The 18,592-nt window shown below is 72.8% G+C and carries 12 protein-coding genes; 10 read left to right on the top strand and 2 right to left on the bottom strand.

What is annotated here, in order from left to right; all coding sequences use genetic code 11:
- The first annotated feature begins 54 nt into the window (after positions 1–54).
- The 4 genes from AB0B35_RS01095 to AB0B35_RS01080 all read left to right on the top strand — a co-directional run bounded on the left by AB0B35_RS01095 (position 55) and on the right by AB0B35_RS01080 (position 6,904).
- A complete protein-coding gene (locus AB0B35_RS01095) occupies positions 55–1,275 on the top strand; it encodes a thrombospondin type 3 repeat-containing protein (protein ID WP_361039182.1) in 1,221 nt (406 codons plus the stop codon).
- A gap of 800 nt (positions 1,276–2,075) precedes the next feature.
- Entirely contained in the window at positions 2,076–3,479 is a 1,404-nt protein-coding gene (locus tag AB0B35_RS01090; protein WP_361039179.1) for a cytochrome ubiquinol oxidase subunit I, read from the top strand.
- 12 nt (positions 3,480–3,491) lie between these two features.
- Entirely contained in the window at positions 3,492–4,511 is a 1,020-nt protein-coding gene (gene cydB / locus AB0B35_RS01085) for a cytochrome d ubiquinol oxidase subunit II (RefSeq protein ID WP_361039176.1), read from the top strand.
- Positions 4,512–4,672: 161 nt separating this feature from the next.
- Positions 4,673–6,904, top strand: coding sequence for a M4 family metallopeptidase (locus AB0B35_RS01080; RefSeq protein ID WP_361039173.1), 2,232 nt, complete (start codon positions 4,673–4,675; stop codon positions 6,902–6,904).
- Positions 6,905–6,984: 80 nt separating this feature from the next.
- On the opposite strand, the gene AB0B35_RS01075 is transcribed toward AB0B35_RS01080, so the two are convergent.
- Both AB0B35_RS01075 and AB0B35_RS01070 read right to left on the bottom strand, forming a co-directional pair.
- Complete coding sequence (locus AB0B35_RS01075; RefSeq protein WP_361039171.1) at positions 6,985–8,571, bottom strand: SDR family oxidoreductase; 1,587 nt, start codon at positions 8,569–8,571, stop codon at positions 6,985–6,987.
- 393 nt (positions 8,572–8,964) lie between these two features.
- A complete protein-coding gene (locus AB0B35_RS01070) occupies positions 8,965–9,654 on the bottom strand; it encodes a hypothetical protein (RefSeq protein ID WP_361039169.1) in 690 nt (229 codons plus the stop codon).
- A 212-nt stretch (positions 9,655–9,866) separates the two neighbouring features.
- On the opposite strand from AB0B35_RS01070, the gene AB0B35_RS01065 reads away from it, so the two are divergent.
- The 6 genes from AB0B35_RS01065 (at position 9,867) to AB0B35_RS01040 (ending at position 18,589) form a co-directional block, all read left to right on the top strand.
- The gene (locus AB0B35_RS01065) at positions 9,867–11,525 is read left to right on the top strand and encodes a hypothetical protein (RefSeq protein ID WP_361039167.1); all 1,659 of its coding nucleotides are present in this window, start codon (positions 9,867–9,869) and stop codon (positions 11,523–11,525) included.
- A 72-nt stretch (positions 11,526–11,597) separates the two neighbouring features.
- A complete protein-coding gene (locus tag AB0B35_RS01060; protein ID WP_361039165.1) occupies positions 11,598–12,542 on the top strand; it encodes a DUF916 domain-containing protein in 945 nt (314 codons plus the stop codon).
- Positions 12,539–13,600, top strand: coding sequence for a hypothetical protein (locus AB0B35_RS01055; RefSeq protein ID WP_361039163.1), 1,062 nt, complete (start codon positions 12,539–12,541; stop codon positions 13,598–13,600). Before AB0B35_RS01060 ends, AB0B35_RS01055 begins: the two co-directional genes overlap by 4 nt.
- Before the next feature lie 3 nt (positions 13,601–13,603).
- Entirely contained in the window at positions 13,604–14,938 is a 1,335-nt protein-coding gene (locus AB0B35_RS01050; protein WP_361039161.1) for a hypothetical protein, read from the top strand.
- Positions 14,928–15,647 carry an ABC transporter ATP-binding protein gene (locus tag AB0B35_RS01045; RefSeq protein ID WP_361039159.1) on the top strand — a complete coding sequence of 240 codons (720 nt, stop codon included), beginning with the start codon at positions 14,928–14,930 and terminating at the stop codon, positions 15,645–15,647. The genes AB0B35_RS01050 and AB0B35_RS01045 overlap by 11 nt, the downstream gene beginning before the upstream one ends.
- Entirely contained in the window at positions 15,644–18,589 is a 2,946-nt protein-coding gene (locus tag AB0B35_RS01040) for an ATP-binding cassette domain-containing protein (protein ID WP_361039156.1), read from the top strand. Before AB0B35_RS01045 ends, AB0B35_RS01040 begins: the two co-directional genes overlap by 4 nt.
- Positions 18,590–18,592: the final 3 nt, after the last annotated feature.

Here is an 18,592-nt window from a genome sequence, read left to right as displayed (position 1 = left end):
GCGGGATGCCGACAGCGGGCGGTCTGCCGGAGCGCTCGGTGCGACCGTCGCCGCATGCCTCGAAGAATCCTCAGTATCGGTACGGCGACCGTCCTGTCCGGAGTGCTCGCGATCGGCGGCGGCGTGCCCGGCGCGGCGGCCGAGGAGCGCAACCGCGAGCGGCGGGTGCTGCGCCTGTGCGACCCGACCGGCTGTTACGTCTCCTGGCGGGCCTACGACTCCGATCGCGACGGTGTGTGCGACGTGGACGAGGTCGCCGCGGGCACCGACCCGCACGACCCGGCGAGCAGGCCGCCGCTGCGGCACGTGGCGGAGCTGGCCGCGAGCCGGGCACTGCCGACGTTCGAGTACGGCGTGGGCGGTTTCGTGCTGTTCCCGGCTGAGATCATCGCCGCCCGCCAGAAGCTCGGCGTCGACCCGCTGGGCGCGTTCCCGCTGCCCGAACGCGCCGACACCCTCACCCGCCTGGGCGTCTCCGCGAAGCAGCTCGACGAGTACGGGATCTCGCTGGAGCGGGACGGCTTCTCCCTCGGCCTCGACGGGCTGACCGCCAAGCCCGGCCGGCCGGCCGGGGTCAAGCTCGGCCGCTTCGACGCGAGCCTGGTCAGCGCGGGCACGGCCAACCCGCACCTCGCGCACGGCGGCTGGCTCGGGGCCGAGCAGGCCGGCGACGGCGGCACGGTCAACCGGTACCGGGACGGCTCGACCGAGCAGGTGACCCGGGACGGCCACCACGTGCAGATCGTCTACAGCGACGAGAAGGGCCAGACCAACAGCAACTGGAACGGATTCGACGACACCCGGGTGGACGGCGCGGCGGCGGTGCGCGACATGCGCGGCGAGCGCTATCAACCCGACGGTGACAAGGAGTCGACGCACGAGGGCACCTCCCGCGACGACCTCGACGGCCCCGAGGACAGCTACTCGGGGGTGAGCGACTACCCGGAGGACGACGGCGGTTACGTCAACCCCGACGAGGCGTACGGCGGCATCGTCACCGAGGAGATGGTCGACGGGGTGCTGCGGCTGCGCGGCGCGGCGGTCGACGTGGTCCAGGGCTGGCACGCGCCCGGAACGGACGGGACGCCGGACGACGTGCGCGACCCCAGCACGATCATGCTGGTCGACGACACCGCCGGGGACCTGTACGTGCTGGTCGAGCCGACCCGGCTGGCCGCGATGCCGCTGCCGGAGGGCCGGCCCGACCTGCCGGACCCGATGGATCGGGTGCCGCCGACGCTGCCCGGCACGGGCGGCTGTGGCGGGCTCTGCTGACACCGGGGCCGGGTGGCGGTGATCGGCCGCCACCCGGCCCGGACCGCCGGGCCAGGGCGGGTGAACCGTGCCGGGGCCCTGCCCGCCCCGGCACGGCGGCAGGCGGCGGCCCGCCCGTCATCAGGCGGGCCGCCTTCGTCGTCGGCCGGTGCGCGGCCGTGCAGCGCGCTGCGGGCGGCGCGCTCGGTGACGGCCCCGTCGAGGCCGAGGGACTCGGCTGCGGGGACGGCTCCGGACCGGGGCCGGGCACCGCGGGCGGGGTGACCGACAGGAAGTCCAGCTCCGCGAAGCCCTCGCCCTTGGCCAGCCGCACCTTTCGCCGGCCCGCGGGCAGCGGCACGGTGACCTCGGCGCGGCGCAGCACCTGGTCCTGGCGCGGCCCGGTCAGCCACGCCCCGGTGGTCGGATACACGGTGATGACGGACTCGACGGTGGCCGCGTGGGCGGGGCGGTCCGGCTGGCCGGGCAGCAGGCCGGAGGCGAGCGCGAGGGCCGAGGCCAGCGCGGTGGCGGCGGCTGCGGTGAGATGTGCGGCACGCCGTCCGGGCGGCGGGCGCCTGCGGGAGAGATACACGGGAATCCCTTTCCTGAGAGCGAATGTGGGAGCGCTTCCAGGGCCTCAGGATTCAGCCAGGGCGGGGATTCGCATAGACGTTTTGAAATGTCTTCCGGAGGGGCTGCGAAGGCGGACAGTGACGCACGAGCGTGACTCAGCTCGCATCCCGGGGATACCCCGTCATTCAGCTCATATTCAGGGAGCACTCTGCTGCCAGTAGCCTCGCACAGGCAGGAGTCCCGGCATGGACGTGACGGATCTGGCCCGCTGGCAGTTCGGTGTCACCACCGTCTACCACTTCCTTTTCGTGCCCCTCACCATCGGCTTGGTGTTCATGGTGGCCGCCTTCGAGACGGCCTGGGTGCGCACCGGCGACGAGAAGTGGCTGAAACTCACCAAGTTCTACGGCAAGCTCTTCCTGATCAATTTCGCGATGGGCCTCGTCACGGGCATCGTGCAGGAATTCCAGTTCGGCATGAACTGGAGCGAGTACTCGCGCTTCGTCGGCGACGTGTTCGGCGCGCCGCTGGCCATGGAGGCGCTGGTCGCCTTCTTCCTGGAGTCGACGTTCCTCGGCTTGTGGATCTTCGGCTGGGACCGGTTGCCGAAGAAGATCCACGCGGCCTGCATCTGGGTCGTCGCGGTCGGCACGGTGCTCAGCGCGTACTTCATCCTGGCCGCGAACTCGTGGATGCAGAACCCGGTCGGCTACCGCATCAACCCGGACACCGGTCGCGCCGAGCTGACCGACATCGTCGCCGTGCTGACCAACAAGGTCGCGCTGATCACCGTGCCGCACACCGTGGCCGGGTGCTTCCTGGTCGCGGGCGGCCTGGTCACCGCGGTCGCGGTCTGGCACCTGGTGCGCCGCCCCGGCCAGGACACCGGCACGTACCGCAGCGCCGTGAAGATCGGCGCGTGGACCACCCTGGTCGCGATGGGCGCGATGCTGCTCACCGGCGACATCCAGGGCAAGATCATGACCGAGGTGCAGCCGATGAAGATGGCCGCCGCCGAGGCGCTCTACGAGTCCGAGCAGCCCGCGCCGTTCTCGGTGCTCACCGTCGGCACGCTCGACGGCAGCCGCCCGGTCTGGTCGGTGGAGATCCCCGGGCTGCTGTCGTTCCTCGGCACCGGCAGCTTCGACGGTCGCGTCGAGGGCATCAACGACCTGCAGGCCGAGTACGAGCAGAAGTACGGCGAAGGCGACTACTCGCCCAACATCCCGCTGACCTACTGGACGTTCCGCTTCATGATCGGCCTGGGCTCGGCCGCGGCGCTGCTGGCGCTGTGGGCGCTGTGGTCGATCCGCCGCGGGCGCACGCCGACGAACCGTTGGCTGGTGCGCACGCTGCCGCTGCTGCCGCTGCTCCCGCTGGCGGCCAACTCCACCGGCTGGATCTTCACCGAGATGGGCCGCCAGCCGTGGGTGGTGTTCGGCGAGCTGAAGACGGCCGCCGCCAACTCGCCCAACGTCGGCGCGGGCGAGCTGATCACGTCGCTGGCCGTCTTCACCCTGGTGTACGGGGTGCTGGCGTTCATCGAGGTGCGGCTGCTGCTCAAGTACGCCCGCGCCGGACTGCCCGACGTCACCCCGCCACCACCGGCCGAGTCCGACGAGGACCGCCCGCTGGCCTTCGCGTACTAGGAGAGGTGCGCCATGGAACTGACCACCCTGTGGTTCCTGCTGATCGCGGGACTGTTCGTCGGCTACTTCGTGCTGGAGGGCTTCGACTTCGGCGTGGGCATGCTGGTGCCCGTGCTCGGCCGCGACGACCGGGAGCGCCGCGTCGTCATCAACACCATCGGCCCGCTGTGGGACGGCAACGAGGTCTGGCTGATCACCGCGGGCGGGGCGATGTTCGCCGCGTTCCCCGAGTGGTACGCGAGCCTGTTCTCCGGGTTCTACCTGCCCCTGCTGCTGATCCTGCTGGCGCTGATCCTGCGCGGGGTCGCCTTCGACTTCCGCGGCAAGCGCCCGGAGGCGGCCTGGCGGCGGCGCTGGGACTGGTGCATCGTCTTCGGCTCGGCGGTGCCCGCGTTCGTGTGGGGGCTCGTCTTCGCCAACGTGGTGCGGGGGGTGCCGCTGGACTCCGGCCACAACTACGTCGGGGGCGTGCTCGACCTGCTGAACCCGTACGCGCTGCTCGGCGGGGCGACCATGGTCGCGCTGTTCCTCACCCACGGCGCGATCTTCATCGCGCTGAAGACCAGCGGCGACATCCGGCGGCGGGCGAATGTGCTGGCCGGGCGGGCCGGCCTCGGGGCAGCCGCGCTGGCGGTGCTGTTCCTCGGCCTGACGCTGGCCCACCGGGGCGGCCCGGTGGCCGTGGTGTTGTCGGTGCTCGCGGCGCTGTGCCTGGTCGGCGGGCTGATCGCGAACCGGCTGCCGGCCCGCGGTGGCGAGGGCCGCCGCGAGGGCTGGGCGTTCGCGGGCACCGCCGCGGCGGTCGCGCTGGCCGTGGCGTCGCTGTTCGCCGGGCTGCATCCGTTCGTGCTGCCGTCGACCATCGACCCGGCGGTCAACAGCCTGACCGTGCTCAACGCGTCGTCGTCGGCGTACACCTTGAAGATCATGTCTTGGGTGGCCGTGGTGTTCGCGCCGATCGTGGTGCTCTATCAGGGCTGGACCTACTGGGTCTTCCGCAAGCGCATCGGTACACAGAACATCCCTGAGTGACCGGATGGTCAGAAAGTGTGACGGCAGTCGCGGGATCGCGCGCGAGTATGTCACACATGAATCTGCATACTCAAGTCTTTCAATGTGAGGAGGAAACAAGGTATCCATAGGGAACTCGTGGCTACCGCCACGAGAACTTTGTGGAGAGTCGGGGAGGACTCGTGAGGAAGATCCTCGCCACTGCCGGCGTGGCCGTCACCGCGGTCGCGTTCGTGGCAGTGTCAGCAACCTCGGGCGCGGCAGCGCCCGACGCGGCCGCGGCGCAACGTGCCGCGGCCGTCGGCGCGAACGCGGCGGACATCCGCTCGTCGGCGTCGGACGGTTACACCGTCGAGCGCGTCCGCAAGGACGCCAACGGCGCCACCCACACCAAGTACACCCGCACCTACCAGGGTCTGCGCGTGTACGGCGGTGACTTCACGGTGCACACCAAGGCCGGCGGCGCCTACGCCGGCGTGTCCAACGGCCTGATCGCGCCCATCTCCGTGGCGACCACCCCGAAGGTCACCGCGGCGAAGGCGCTGGAGACGGCCAAGGCCAACTTCGCCGGCACCATCACCGCCGAGCGCGGCTCGGAGCTGTTCGTCGACGCCAGCACCGGTCAGGGCCGCCTGGCCTGGGAGACCACGCTGCACGGCTGGCTGGCCGACGGCCAGACGCCGTCCAAGCTGCACGTCATCACCGACGCGCAGACGGGCGCGCTCATCGGCTCGTTCGACGAGATCGAGACGGTCACCGGCACCGGCAACGGCATCTACTCCGGCAACGTCAGCATCGACACGACCCTGTCGGGCTCGACGTACCAGATGATCGACCCGGTGCGCGGCAACGGCCGCACCTGCGACATGAACAACGGCACGTCGACCTGTACGACGTTCACCGACGCGGACAACGCGTGGGGCACGGGAGCCAACTCCAACCGGCAGTCCGCCGGTGTGGACGCGCACTTCGGCGCGGCCAAGACGTTCGACTACTTCAAGAACGTGCACGGCCGCAACGGCATCTTCGGCAACGGCTCGGGCGTGCCCAGCCGGGTCCACTACGGCAACGCGTACGTCAACGCGTTCTGGGACGGCGCGCAGATGACCTACGGCGACGGCTCGGGCAACAGCCGCCCGCTGGTGTCGCTGGACGTCGCGGGCCACGAGATGAGCCACGGCGTGACCGAGGCCCTGGCGGGCCTGGTCTACTCGGGTGAGTCCGGCGGTCTGAACGAGGCCACCTCGGACATCTTCGGCAACATGGTCGAGTTCTACGCGGCCGCGCCGTCGGACCCGGGTGACTACCAGGTCGGCGAGAAGATCAACATCAACGGCAACGGGACCCCGCTGCGCTACATGTACAACCCGACCCTGGACGGCTCGTCGCACGGCTGCTGGTCGACCAGCACCAACAGCGTCGACGTGCACTACAGCTCGGGCCCGGGCAACCACTTCTTCTTCAACCTGGCCGAGGGCACCGGCGCCACGTCGTACGGCACCAGCCCGGTCTGCGGCTCGGCTCCGGCCGTCGTCGGCATCGGCCGCGCCAAGGCCGAGAAGATCTGGTACCGCGCGCTGGACGTGTACTTCACCTCCAGCACCCGCTACGTGCTGACCAGCAACCCGGCCAACACGGCCCGTGCCTACACGCTGCGTGCCGCCACGGACCTCTACGGCACCTGCTCGGTCGAGTACAAGACCGTCCAGGCCGCCTGGACCGCGGTCAACGTGGCCGGCAGCGACACCGCCTGCCCGACCGGCAACGACTTCTCCCTCGCCGCGTCGCCGGCGTCGGGCTCGGTCAACCCCGGCAGCTCGGTGACCAGCACCATCGCCGCGACCCTGACCAACGGCAGCGCGCAGACCGTCAGCCTGTCGGCCAGCGGCCTGCCGAGCGGCGCGACCGCGTCGTTCAGCCCGACGTCGATCACCTCGGCCGGCGGCTCGTCCACGCTGACCATCGCGACGGGTTCGTCGACCCCGGCGGGCACGTACGCGATCACCGTGACGGGCACGGGCGCCAGCTCGACCCGGACCACCACCTACAGCCTGACCGTCAACGGCGCGCCGGGCTGCACGGGCACCAACCCGACCGACGTCACCATCCCGGACAACACGACGGTGACCAGCACCATCACCATCTCGGGCTGTGCCCGCAACGCGTCGTCCACCAGCGCGGTCGCGGTCAACATCATCCACACCTACAAGGGTGACCTGGTCGTGGACCTCGTCGCGCCGGACGGTTCGGTGTACAACCTGCACAACCGGACCGGCGGCAGCGCCGACAACATCAACCAGACCTTCACCGTCAACCTCTCCACGGAGGCCGCCAACGGCACCTGGACCCTGCGGGTCCGTGACGCCGCCTCCCTGGACACCGGGCGTATCGACACATGGTCGCTGACCCTCTGACCTGATCCTCCCCGGAAAGAAATGACGGAGGCGCCACCCGCACCCCTGGGTGGCGCCTCCGCGCACGTTCGCGCGGCGCGCTACGGGCCGGCCGGGGAGCCCTCGGCCCGGACCCGGGTCGGTGACAACGCCCGGACCGGCGGTGGCGTCGGCTCGGTCGGGGACGCGGCGCGTTCCGCGGCGTGGGCGATGTTGCGGGCCATGCCGCCGAAGATGAAGTGGTGGAACGGCGAGATGCACTGCCAGTACAGGTGCCCGGTCAGCCCGTGCGGGATGAACACCGCCCGCTGGTCGTAGCGGCAGACGTGCTCCGGGCTGAGCAGGTCGGGGTCCACCCGCAACTCCAGCCAGGCCCGGCCGGGCAGCAGCATCTCCGCCCGCAGCCGCAGCAGTCGGCCGTGCTCGATCTCCTCGACGCGCCAGAAGTCCAGCGCCTCCCCGACGTAGAGTTCGACCGGGTCGCGCCGGCCGCGGCGCAGCCCGACCCCGCCGATCAGCCGGTCGAACCAGCCGCGCAGCACCCAGGCCAGCGGTGAGGAGTACCAGCCGGTCTCCCCGCCGATGCGCACGATGACGTTCCACAGCGCGTCCGGTGGCGCGTGCACCCGGCGCGTCTTGTGATCGATGTACACGCTGCCGCCCGACCAGTCCGGGTCGGTGGGCAGCGGCTCGGCGGGCGCGCCCGTCCAGGTCGCCGTCGACCAGCGGGTCTCCACGTCGGCGTCCCGGATCTTCACCAGCGCCAGCGTGACCGCCTCGTCGAAGCCCTTGAGCCCTTCCGGCGGGTCGGGCACGTACCGGGCGATGTCGTGCTCGCGGCACACCGCCTCGTGGATGAGGCTCGCGACCAGCGGTTTGGCGATCGCGCCGGGCACCGGCGTGACCAGGTTGACCCACTGCGAGCTGAGCCAGGGCGTGAGCACCCCGACCGGCACGATGACGCGCGGGCGCAGCCCGGCGATGCGGGCGTACCGGTCCATCATCTGGCGGTAGGTGAGCACGTCCGGGCCGCCGATGTCGAACGAGCGGCTGACCTCGCCCGGCACGCTCGCCCAGGCGACCAGGTAGTGCAGCACGTCGCGCACGGCGATGGGCTGGATGCGGGTGCCGACCCAGCGCGGGGTGACCATGATCGGCAGCCGCTCGGTGAGGTAGCGCAGCATCTCGAACGAGGCCGAGCCGGAGCCGATGATGACGGCCGCCCGCAGCGTCACCGTGGGCACCCCGGACGCGGCCAGCAGGGTCGCCACCTCGTCCCGGGAGCGCAGGTGCGCCGAGGCCGGCGTGCCGTCCAGGGCGGGGTGCGGCTCCGGGCCGCCGAGGTAGACGATGCGTTTGACCCCGGCCTGGCGCGCGGCCTCGGCGAAGGTGTGCGCGGCCCGGCGGTCCACGTCCTCGAACTGCGGCGTGCCCAGCGAGTGCACCAGGTAGTAGGCCACGTCGATGTCCCGCAGGGCGTCGCGGGTGGCGTCCAGGTCGAGCACGTCCGCCTCGGCGATCTCGACTTCGTGCGCCCACGGCACGTCCCGCAGCCGCCCTGCCGACCTGGTCAGGCAGCGCACGTGGTGACCGGCCTCGATCAGCCGTGGGGCCAGCCGCCCGCCGATGTACCCGGTCGCCCCGGTCACCAGGACCCGTGCCCGCCGCCCCGCCGATTGCCGCGACATGCCTGAATTCTACGGACTTCCACCTTTGTCCGGGCCCGTGGAGCGGAAGCTGCGTCGTTTCGCGCCGCGCGTCACGCGCACTGCACGCCGCGCCCGGCGCCCGGCGTCCGGCGACCACTCAAGATCACCCGACTTGCCTGGCACCTGTGCGTATCTCGGCCGCTCATTGGCCCACCTGCCGGGCAAGTCGAATGACCATGGTGCGCCACGCGCCCGGGTCGCGCCCGAACGGTGTCGGGCATCGAGTGTCCACAGCGCCGAGGTGGCCACCGTGTGACGTTCCGCAAGGCCGGGCGCAGACAGGTGTCCCTGTGTGCGGCTACATCTTTTTTGATGTGGCCACATCAAAAAAGATGTAGCCGCACGGCGAGAGATGTCTCCGCCCGCCGGAGGTCAGGTTTGCGGGAGTGGCTCCTGGGTCGGCTGGGAGCGCGCGGCGTCGGGGGCCGGGCGGGTAGTGCGGAGGACCGTGGCGAGGACCGCCAGCTGCAGTAGCAGCTCGCCGGCGTTGCCGAGCCAGAAGTGCGCGGCTCCGGCCCCGGCGGCGGCGAACATGGCTATCCCGCCCAGGCAGAGCCAGGGGAACCGGGCCGTGCGCCACACCAGCGCGCCGATCACGACGACCACGAGCATCGTGACGATCGCCGGGATCGGTGGTCCGGCGGTGGCCGCGTTGACGTAGCGCAGGGTGTCGGCGTACTCCTTCGGTTCCAGGCGCAGCGCGACGACGTCGGCGGCGACACCGAGCGCGATCAGGGCCGCGACCAGGACACCTCCGGCGATGCGTACGGCCTTGCGCCGCAGCCAGGTCACGCCGAGCCGGGCGGCGAGCGCCGCGGCGGCGACGACGAGCAGCGGCGTGAAGACGGCGTGGATCCAGTACCGCGGCGCGTTGACCGCTTCCAGGGCCGGGCCGAAGCCGAGCAGCCGTCCGGCGGCGACGGCTGCGCAGTCGTAGGCGAGGCCTACGCAGATCACGGCGACGAGGATCGCGGCCGGTCCGGCGGTGCTGCGGCGGCGGACCGCCAGCCCGGCCAGGATCAGCATGCACGCCGCGATCGACGCCATCAACACAGAGATCATCTGGGCCGCCCTGGTGTTTCGTAGATGGGAACACCGTTTCGTCAGTGGGAAAGCTAAACCTCCCCGCCCTGATGGTGCAAGGGTTTCCAGTGGCCGTCCGTAAACATCTCCGGTCGGACGGTTGACAAGCCGGGTCCCCGCTGACTTCATTGACGTATCGCTGACGAGAACATTGTTTCGTCTAGCGAAACAAGAAGGAGAAGGGAGGTTCCATGCGAAGTAAGTGGGCGGTCGTCACCAGCAGCATCGCTGTCGTCGCCGCGCTGGGTCTCATCGAAGCACCGGCCCAGGCGTACGGGCCGACAGCGAATTCGCTGGGCTGCCGGCTCTACTTCGGCGACGCGGGCACCGGCTCGTCACCGACCACCTGGAGCGACACGTTCGGGCTGACCCTGTCACCGGCCACGCCGGCACCGGGCCAGACCGTCACGGTCACGCTCACGGCCGCCGCCGGACCGCTCAACGGGCCCGCCCCGTTGGTCGCCGGCGACGTCCCGGTGGTCGCCACGGTGGCGCTCGGCGGCTCGCAGTCGGGCACGGTCACGCTGAACCTGGCGCCGTACCCGACGTCGGCCAAGGATCCGTACACGCCGCTCGGCGCGATCACGGCGACGGGCACGTTCGTCGCCGGACCGAACGCCGGCGCGGCCACCGCCACGGTGACGCGGGTGAAGTTCGCCAACACCACCGCGGCGACGTACTGCTCCAACGCCGGGGACCGCGACCACAAGGCCGCGCCCCAGGCCAGCACCATCGTCGAGGCGTTCAACGTGTTCGACGGCTCGGCCACCGTGACCGCGGTGTCCGGGCAGACCGTCACCACGCACGCCCGCGCGGGCAACACCGTCACCTTCGCGGTGGCGGGCCTCGCGCCCGGCGCGACGCTCACCGCGTCCCTCAAAGACGGCGCGGGCGCGGGCACGGGCGAAGGCTCCGGCACGGGCAGCACCGACGGGTCGGGAGCCGGAACGGGCACCATCGCCGTGCCGGCGGGCGCCACCACCGGGGTCCGCAGCGTAGCGGTCTCCGACGGCGTCAACACCGTCGTCGCGCCGATCACCATCCTGGGCACCCCCACCATCGCCATCAACCCCGGTGGCGGCGGCGCGGGCACCTCGGTCGCGGTGACCGGCACGAACTGGAACCCGGGCAGCACCGTGGCCATCCGGGGCTACCAGGCGCTGGCCGGACCCCCGCCGCCGAACCCCACCGGGGACGCACCGGTGAGCATCACGGCCTCGGCGTCCGGCGGCATCAGCACCACCTACACCGTCAACGACCCCGCGACCGCCTACCTCGGCGCGTCGTCGGGCGTGGGCCCGAGCACTCTCTTCGCCATCGCGAACTGGGCGGCCTCGGCCGACGCCTGCGTCGCGAAGACCGGCGCGGCGACCACCGGGTCCTGCTCGCTGACGTACAACCTGTCGCAGACCGTCACCGCGGGCAACCTCGCGATGGCCCGCGCGGCAGGCAGCGGCAACATCGCGCTGTCGGGCGTCACGCTCGACGGCACCGTCCACACCAGCACCGGAACACTGCCGGTCATCACGGTGACGGACTACCGCGGCAGCACCTTCGGCTGGAGCCTGGTCGGCACGCTCACCGACTTCACCGGCACCCCGGGCGGCACCATCCCGAAGGCCAACCTGTCCTGGACCCCCGCCTGCACCGGCACCGCCGGCGCGACCAACGCCGTCACCGCGGCCGCGGGCACGGCGGGTCCGGTCGACGGCGCAACGCTGTGCTCGGCCCCGGCCGACGCGGCGGGCACCGGCGGCAGCTTCGACGCCTCCGCGGCGCTCGCCCTGACCGTGCCCGCCCACCAGCAGGCCGGTTCGTACTCCGCCACGCTCACGATCACGCTGAGCTGACGCGGAAACCGGTGGGGGCGGGCGCTATCCGTCCCCACCGGCCCCTGTATCCCACCACCCGGGGAGAGGCTGATGGCCATCTGGTCGCGTACGGCCGCGGTCGCGCTCGCCGCCGCACTGCTCGCCGTCACGGCGCCGGTCCCCGCCCACGCCGCCGGCAACGGGCGCTGGGCGGTCGTGCCGACGCCGCCGGACAAGCCCGGCCCCGCCCCGCGGCAGTACTTCTTCCTGGAGTCGCCGCCCGGCCGCACCGTCATCGACTCGGTGCGCGTGGCGAACCTGACCGACCGCCCGATGACCCTGCGCCTGTACGGCGCGGACGCCTTCAACACCAGCGCCGACGGCGGGTTCGGGCTGCTCCCGCAGACCGAGCGGCAGCGCGGGATCGGCGCGTGGACGCAGCTGGGCCTGGCCGAGGTCGTCGTGCCCGCCAAACGCCAGACCGACATCCCGTTCACCATCACCGTCCCGGCCAACGCCCCGCCCGGCGACCACGTCGGCGGCGTCGTCGCCGCCGAGTCCACGCCCAGCGGACAGCTCGCCGAGGGCGGCATGAATGTCGGCGTCACCCACGCCGTGGCGGCCCGCGTCTACCTGCGCGTCAGCGGCCCGACCGTGCCCGGCCTGGCTGTCGAGGACCTCGCCGCCGATGCGGGCGAGCTGACCTACACACTCGCCAACACCGGCAACATCCACCTGGTGCCGGAGCTCACGGTGACCGCATCCGGCCTGTTCGGCCACACCGTCACCGCCGCCGGGCCCGGCTCGCAGCTCGACCTGGTGCCCGGCGCGCGCACCCGGCTGCGGGCGGCGCTGCGCGGCGTGTGGCCCGTCGACGTCGTCACCACCACGGTCACCGCCACCGCCGAGGGCGGCGTGCGGGCCACCGGCTCGACCACCACCGTCACCGGCGTCCTTCCCGCGCTGGGCGTGCTCGCCCTGCTCGCCGCTATCGCGTTCCTGCTGGTCCGGCGTCGCCGCCAGGCCCGCCGCCTGCGCCCGCGAGGTGTCGCATGAGCCGTCGCATCGTCGCGATGCTGCTCGGGTCGGCAGTTCTGCTGTCGATCCCGGTTCCGGCGCTCGCCGACGGGTGGAGTGTGACCTTGTCCGCGCCGAAGGCCCGGCCCGGCGACACCGTGCGCGTGACCGGCGCGAACTGGCCCGCGGGCCGGCTGGTGCAGCTGGTCACCTGCGGAGAGCTGGCGCTCGGCGGTTCGTCCTCATGCGACATGCGCGGCGCGCTGGCCACCGCCGTGAAGCCGGACGGCACGTTCTCCGTGGTGCTGACCGTCGGCGAGCCGCCCAAGCCTTGCCCGTGCGTGGTGCACGCGGCGGCCGTCGGCACCGGCGAGAGCGGCCACGTGGACACCCCGCTCGACGTGTCCGGCCACCCGACCGGGCCCGTGCCGACCCCGGCGCGGACCCTGGCCAGACTCGACGTGGTCGAGGCCCGGCTCACCGGCGGCGGGTCGGTGTCGGCCTGGTTCGGCGGGCCCCAGCACCGGACCCTGGTCTACACCGTGCGCAACGCCGGATCGCAGACGCTGACCGGCGCTCCGCTGACCGTGCGCGTGGGCAACGGCGCGGACGCCGTGCCCACCCCGCCCACCGGTGAGCTGCGCCCCGGTGAGACGCGCACGTACGAGGTCGCGGTCACCATCCCGTTCGCGGCGTTCGGGGCGTACCCGGTGACGGCCGAGCTGGGCGGGCTCGGGCAGGCCAAGGCGGTGCACCAGGCGTACCCGTGGGGACTGGTGCTGCTCAACGTCATCGGGCTGGCGCTGATCGGGTTCGGGGTGTGGCGGCTGGTGCGCCGTCGTCGGGCCCGTGCCGCCGGTCCGGCCCTGGCCGCCGACGGGCCGATGCTGCTGCCCGCCGTGGTGCGGGTGCCGGACCTCGGGGCGTACCTCGTCTTCGACGACGCGCCCGGCGCGGGCCGCATGCGCCGCCTCGCGGGCGGGCAGCTCGCCCCCGACGAGGTGCGCCGCCTGCTGGAACGCGAGCAGCGGCAGCCCGCCGCGGTCGTCGACCTCGACGCGCTCGACGCCTACCTGACCACTCGCGAAAGAGGGTGACCCGTGGACAGATCGACGGCGCTGCGCGCCGCGGCCGCGGCGGTGGTGGCGGCGGTGGCGTTCACCGGCTGCTCGGCCGTCATGCCCGGCGCGCTCGACCAGCGGCAGCCGGCGACGCTGACGGGCACCGGGCCGGGCGTCACCGACAGCACCGTGAAGGTGGTCTTCGTCGGCGTCGACCTGGGCACCACCGGCAGCAGCCTCGGCTTCCGCACCGCCGACGCCGGTGACCTGCCCGCACAGGTCAAGGCGCTGGAGGAGCACGTCAACGCGAACGGTGGCATCGCCGGGCGGAAGCTGCAGGCGGTGTTCCGCTCGTACGAGGCCAGTAACGACTCCCCAGCCGCCGAGGAGAAGCTGTGCAACCAGATCACCCAGGACGACCAGGCGTTCGCGGTGGTGCTGACCGGCCAGTTCCAGTCCAACGCCCGCCCCTGCTACGCCTCGCGCGGCACGCTGATGCTGGACGCGACCCTGGTCCCCAACGACGACGCCACGTACGCCAAGCTGTCGCCGTATCTGTGGTCGGCCAGCTATCCCGGCTATGACGAGTTCGTGAAAGCGCTGCTGTCGTCGCTGGCGGGCGAAGGCTTCTTCACCGGCGCGGACGCGGTCGGCGTGGTCGCCGCGGACACCCCGGTCAACAAGGCCGTCTACGAGCGGCTCGCCGAACCCGAGCTGAAGCGGCTCGGCGTCGCGCCGACCGTGTCCTGGGTCGACACCACCGACCTCGGCACCCTGAACGCCGGGCTCAACCAGGCCGTCCTCGACTTCCGCAGCAGGGGCGTCGCCCGGGTGATGTTCCTCGGCGGGGCGCGGCTGGCGTCGTTCTTCCTGACCACTGCGGCCGCGCAGAGCTACACCGCCCGCTACGCCGTCTCCAGTTTCGACAACCCGGCGTTCCTGGTGAACAACCCGGGCACGATCCCGGTCGCGGCCCTCGACGGCATGGTCGGCATCGGCTTCAACCCGAGCCAGGACGTGCCCGACAGCAGGCTGCCCTTCCCTGGCGGCGACGCCGAGCGGGCCTGCCTGGACATCTTCGCCAAGGGCGGGCAGAGCTTCAAGACCAGGGAGAACGCCCGCGTCGCGTTCACCTACTGCGACGCGGCACTGCTGCTGCACGCCGCCGCGAAGGACCTAGGCGCGAACCTCAACGCGGCCGCTTTCGCGCAGGCGGCGTCCGCGCTCGGGGACCGGTTCACCCCGGCCGCGGGCACCCGCGGGCTGCTCGGCGGCGACCGGCGCGCGGCCGGCGACGGCTACCGGGTGCTCGCGTACGACCCGGGCTGCTCGTGTTTCACCTATCGCGGTGAGGAGAAACGCTTTGCCGGCTGATGCGCTCAAGGCCACCGGGATCGACTGCTCCTACGGTCCGGTGCAGGTGCTGTTCGGGGTGGACCTGCGGGTCGCGCCCGGGGAGATGGTGGGCCTGTGCGGGCCCAACGGGGTGGGCAAGTCCACGCTGCTGCGGGTGCTGTCGGGCCTGCACCGGCCGACGGCGGGCCGGGTCGAGCTGTTCGGCGCGGACATCACCGGCGTCTCCGCGGTGCGGCGGGTGCGGCTGGGCATGGCGACCGTGGTCGGCCAGGCCGCGTTCGGTTCGCTGTCCGTGCTCGACAACCTGCGCCTGCACGGGTACGCCATGCCGCCCGCCCAGGCCCGCGAAGCCGTCGAGGCCGCGCTGACGGTGTTCCCGCGTCTGGCGCAGCGGGCGCACCAGCCCGCCTCGACCCTGTCCGGCGGCGAGCGGCAGATGCTGGTGCTCGCCAAGGCGCTGATCCAGCGACCGCACGTGCTGCTCGTCGACGAGCTGTCGCTCGGCCTGGCCCCGATCGTGGTCGGCGGCCTGCTGGAGATGCTGCGTCGGCTGAACGCGACCGGCGTGTCCGTGCTGGTCGTCGAGCAGTCGGTGAACGTGGCGCTGTCGCTGGTCGACCGGATCTGCTTCATGGAACGCGGCGCGATCGCGGCCGAGCATCGCCCGCGGGACCTGGCCGACCGGCCCGAGCTGGTGCGGTCGCTGATGCTGGGCGGCCACGCATGATCGACCCGATCGTCCTCGGCCTGTTCACCGGCCTCACCTACGGCCTGCTGGCGGTGGGCCTGGTGCTGGTCTACCGGTCCAGCCGCTTCCTCAACTTCGCCCACGGCTCGGTCGGCGTCTTCGGCGCGGCAGTGCTCAGCCAGCTGGTGACCGGGGCCGGGGTGCCGTACTGGGTGGCGTTCCCCCTGGCCATGGCCGTGTCCGCGGGCGTCTCCGCGCTGATCGAGGTCGCCGTCGTACGCCGCCTGCGCGGCCGTCCCGGGGTCACCGGCATGATCGCCACGCTGGGGCTGTCGCAGTTCGTGCTGATCCTCGCGCTGCTGGTGAGCAGCCAGGGGCTGAACGGCCTGACGTTTCCGAAGCCGCCCGGTATGCCGTCGTTCACGCTCGGGCGCACCCCGATCGGGCCGGCCTTCACGGCGATGGCGCTGCTGGCCCCGCTGCTGCTCGGCGGGCTGGCGCTGTTCCTGCGGCGTACCCGGTTCGGCCTGGCGGTGCGCGCCGGAGCGGACGCGCCGGACACCGCGCAGCTCAACGGCATTCCGGCGGCGCGTATGACCACACTCGCCTGGGCGCTGGCCGGAGCCGTCGCGGCGTTCTCCGCGACCCTGGTCACCCCCACCCAGGGTGCGCAGTCGATCGACACCCTCGGGCCCGAGCTGCTGCTGCGCGGCCTCGCCGGGGCGGTGGCGGCGCGGATGGCGTCGCTGCCGATCGCGTTCGCGGCCTGCCTCGCGGTCGGGGTCGGCGAGCAGGTGCTGCTGTCGATGGGCGCGGGCCGGGGCGGGGTGTCCCTGGCCCTGGCCCTGTTCATCCTGGTGGCGCTGCTGGTCCAGCCGCAGCTCGGCCGCCGCGACGGCGAGCAGGCGCGCTGGCCGCGCGCGGTGCCCGCGCCCGCGTCCCGGGCCGGACGGGTGCTGGCGGGGCTCGCGCTGCTGGCGGCCGCCGCCACGGCCTACCTGGTCACCAACGAGACCGCCTCCGCGCTCACGACCGTGGCCGGGTTCGCGGTCGTCGGGCTGTCCGTGCTGCTGGTCACCGGGCTGGCCGGGGAGCTGTCGCTGGGCCAGTTCGCCTTCGCCGGCATCGGTGCGGCCGTGTCGCTGCACGTGGCGGCGGCGACCGGGAACTTCTTCACCGGCGCGGTGGCCGGGTGCGCGGCCGCCGCCGGGTCCGCGGTGCTGGTGGGCCTGCCCGCGTTGCGGCTGCGCGGCCTCGCGCTGGCCGCGACGACGCTCGCGTTCGCGCTGGCCGCCGAAGCGTGGCTGCTGCGGCTGCCGTGGCTGCTCGGCGACGGGGTCAGCGCCGCCAAACCGGTGTGGACCGGCTACGCCCTCGTGCTGGCGAAGGATTACTACCTGTTCGCGCTGCTGATGCTGGGGCTCGCACTGTGGCTGGCGCACCGGCTGCGCTCCGGCGGTTTCGGCCGGGTCGTGCTGGCGCTGCGCGACAACGAGGACGCGGCCCGCGCCCTGGGCGTGCCCGCGCCGCGCCGCAAACTCCAGGTGTACGCCGCCGCGGGCGCGCTCGCCGGGCTCGGCGGCGTCGTCATCGGACACGGCCAGACCCAGGTCACCGTGAACAGCTTCCCGGCCGCCGCCGGGATCGACGTGGTCGCCCTGACCGTCGTCGGCGGCCTCGGCCTGCTCGGCGGCGCGGTCCTCGGCGCGCTGCTCCTGATCGGCCTGCCCGGCCTGGTGGAGCTGGGCATCTTCGGCCAGGCCGCGCTGACCCTGGGCTGGCTGCTCGTCGTCGTGGTGATGCCCGGCGGCCTCGGCGAGCCGCTGGCCCGCCTGGTCGCCCGGCTGCCCGGTGGCCGCGACGGCCGGCGCGGACGGCATGCCCGCGACCGGGCGGCGGCGACGGATCCGGTGACAGCCGGACCGCCGCTCGGCGGAGGGCAGGCCGCCCAGCCGCGCCCGGCTGACGGACCCGCCCCGGAACCGTTGCCGCGCAGGCATCCGCGACCGGCCGGTGACCCGGTGAACGCGATCCAGGCGGCCTCGTTCTCGCCGACCGCCGGACCCCGCGCCACGGCACCCGCCGGCCCGGCGGCGGTACTCGCCGTGACGGCGGCCACGGCTGCCGCCGTGACTTCTGCCGCCGCATCCGCCGTGACACTGCCCCGGCGGTCGTCGCCGCTGGTGGCTGGGCCGGGGCCGCTGCTGGAGGCGCGTGGGGTGGCGCGAGCGTTCGGCGGGGTGCAGGCCGTCGGCGGGGTCGATCTGGCGGTGGGGCCGGGCGAGGTGGTCGGCATCATCGGCCCGAACGGGGCCGGCAAGACCACGCTGTTCGAGATCCTGGCCGGGTTCACCCGCCCCGACCAGGGGCAGGTCGCCTTCGCGGGGCGGGACGTGACGGGCTTGAGCCCGCAGCGGCGGGCCGGGCTGGGCCTGGTGCGCTCGTTCCAGGACGCGCGGCTGTTCCCGACGCTGACCGTACGCGAATCGCTGCTGGTCGCGGGGGAGCGCCTCGCGCCGACCGGCCTGCTGACCGCCGCGCTCGGCGGACGCGGCCCGCAGCGGCGGCAGCAGGCGCTGGCCGGGGACCTGCTCGACCTGTTCGGCCTCGCGGGGCACGCCGACCGCCAGGTGGGGGAGCTGTCCACCGGCACCCGGCGCACCGTCGAGCTGGCCTGCCTGCTGGCCCTGGAGCCGTCCCTGCTGCTGCTCGACGAACCGTCGTCGGGGGTGTCGCAGGCCGACGGCGTCGCGCTGGCCGAGCTGCTGTCGCGCGTCAACCGCGAGCTCGGCGTGGCGCTGCTGGTCATCGAGCACGACCTGCCGCTGCTGGCCCGGCTCGCGGGGCGGATGGTCGCCATGGACGCGGGCCGGGTCGTCGCCGACGGCACACCCGACCAGGTCAGGGCCCATCCTGCCGTGGTCGCCGCCTACCTCGGCACCGATGCCGCCGCGGTGCACCGGTCCGGTGCCCCCGTCTGAAGG

It is taken from the genome of Catellatospora sp. NPDC049133 (assembly GCF_040648455.1).
GTDB lineage: Bacteria > Actinomycetota > Actinomycetes > Mycobacteriales > Micromonosporaceae > Catellatospora > Catellatospora aurea.
This window is presented reverse-complemented; position numbering and strand designations above follow the sequence as displayed.

Bases quoted from the DNA above. Each gene is read 5' to 3' on its own strand.
- AB0B35_RS01070 (WP_361039169.1), bottom strand. From the start codon at position 9,654: ATGATCTCTGTGTTGATGGCGTCGATCGCGGCGTGCATGCTGATCCTG.
- AB0B35_RS01090 (WP_361039179.1), top strand. From the start codon at position 2,076: ATGGACGTGACGGATCTGGCCCGCTGGCAGTTCGGTGTCACCACCGTC.
- AB0B35_RS01040 (WP_361039156.1), top strand. From the start codon at position 15,644: ATGATCGACCCGATCGTCCTCGGCCTGTTCACCGGCCTCACCTACGGC.
- cydB (WP_361039176.1), top strand. From the start codon at position 3,492: ATGGAACTGACCACCCTGTGGTTCCTGCTGATCGCGGGACTGTTCGTC.
- AB0B35_RS01060 (WP_361039165.1), top strand. From the start codon at position 11,598: ATGGCCATCTGGTCGCGTACGGCCGCGGTCGCGCTCGCCGCCGCACTG.
- AB0B35_RS01055 (WP_361039163.1), top strand. From the start codon at position 12,539: ATGAGCCGTCGCATCGTCGCGATGCTGCTCGGGTCGGCAGTTCTGCTG.
- AB0B35_RS01075 (WP_361039171.1), bottom strand. From the start codon at position 8,571: ATGTCGCGGCAATCGGCGGGGCGGCGGGCACGGGTCCTGGTGACCGGG.
- AB0B35_RS01095 (WP_361039182.1), top strand. From the start codon at position 55: ATGCCTCGAAGAATCCTCAGTATCGGTACGGCGACCGTCCTGTCCGGA.
- AB0B35_RS01065 (WP_361039167.1), top strand. From the start codon at position 9,867: ATGCGAAGTAAGTGGGCGGTCGTCACCAGCAGCATCGCTGTCGTCGCC.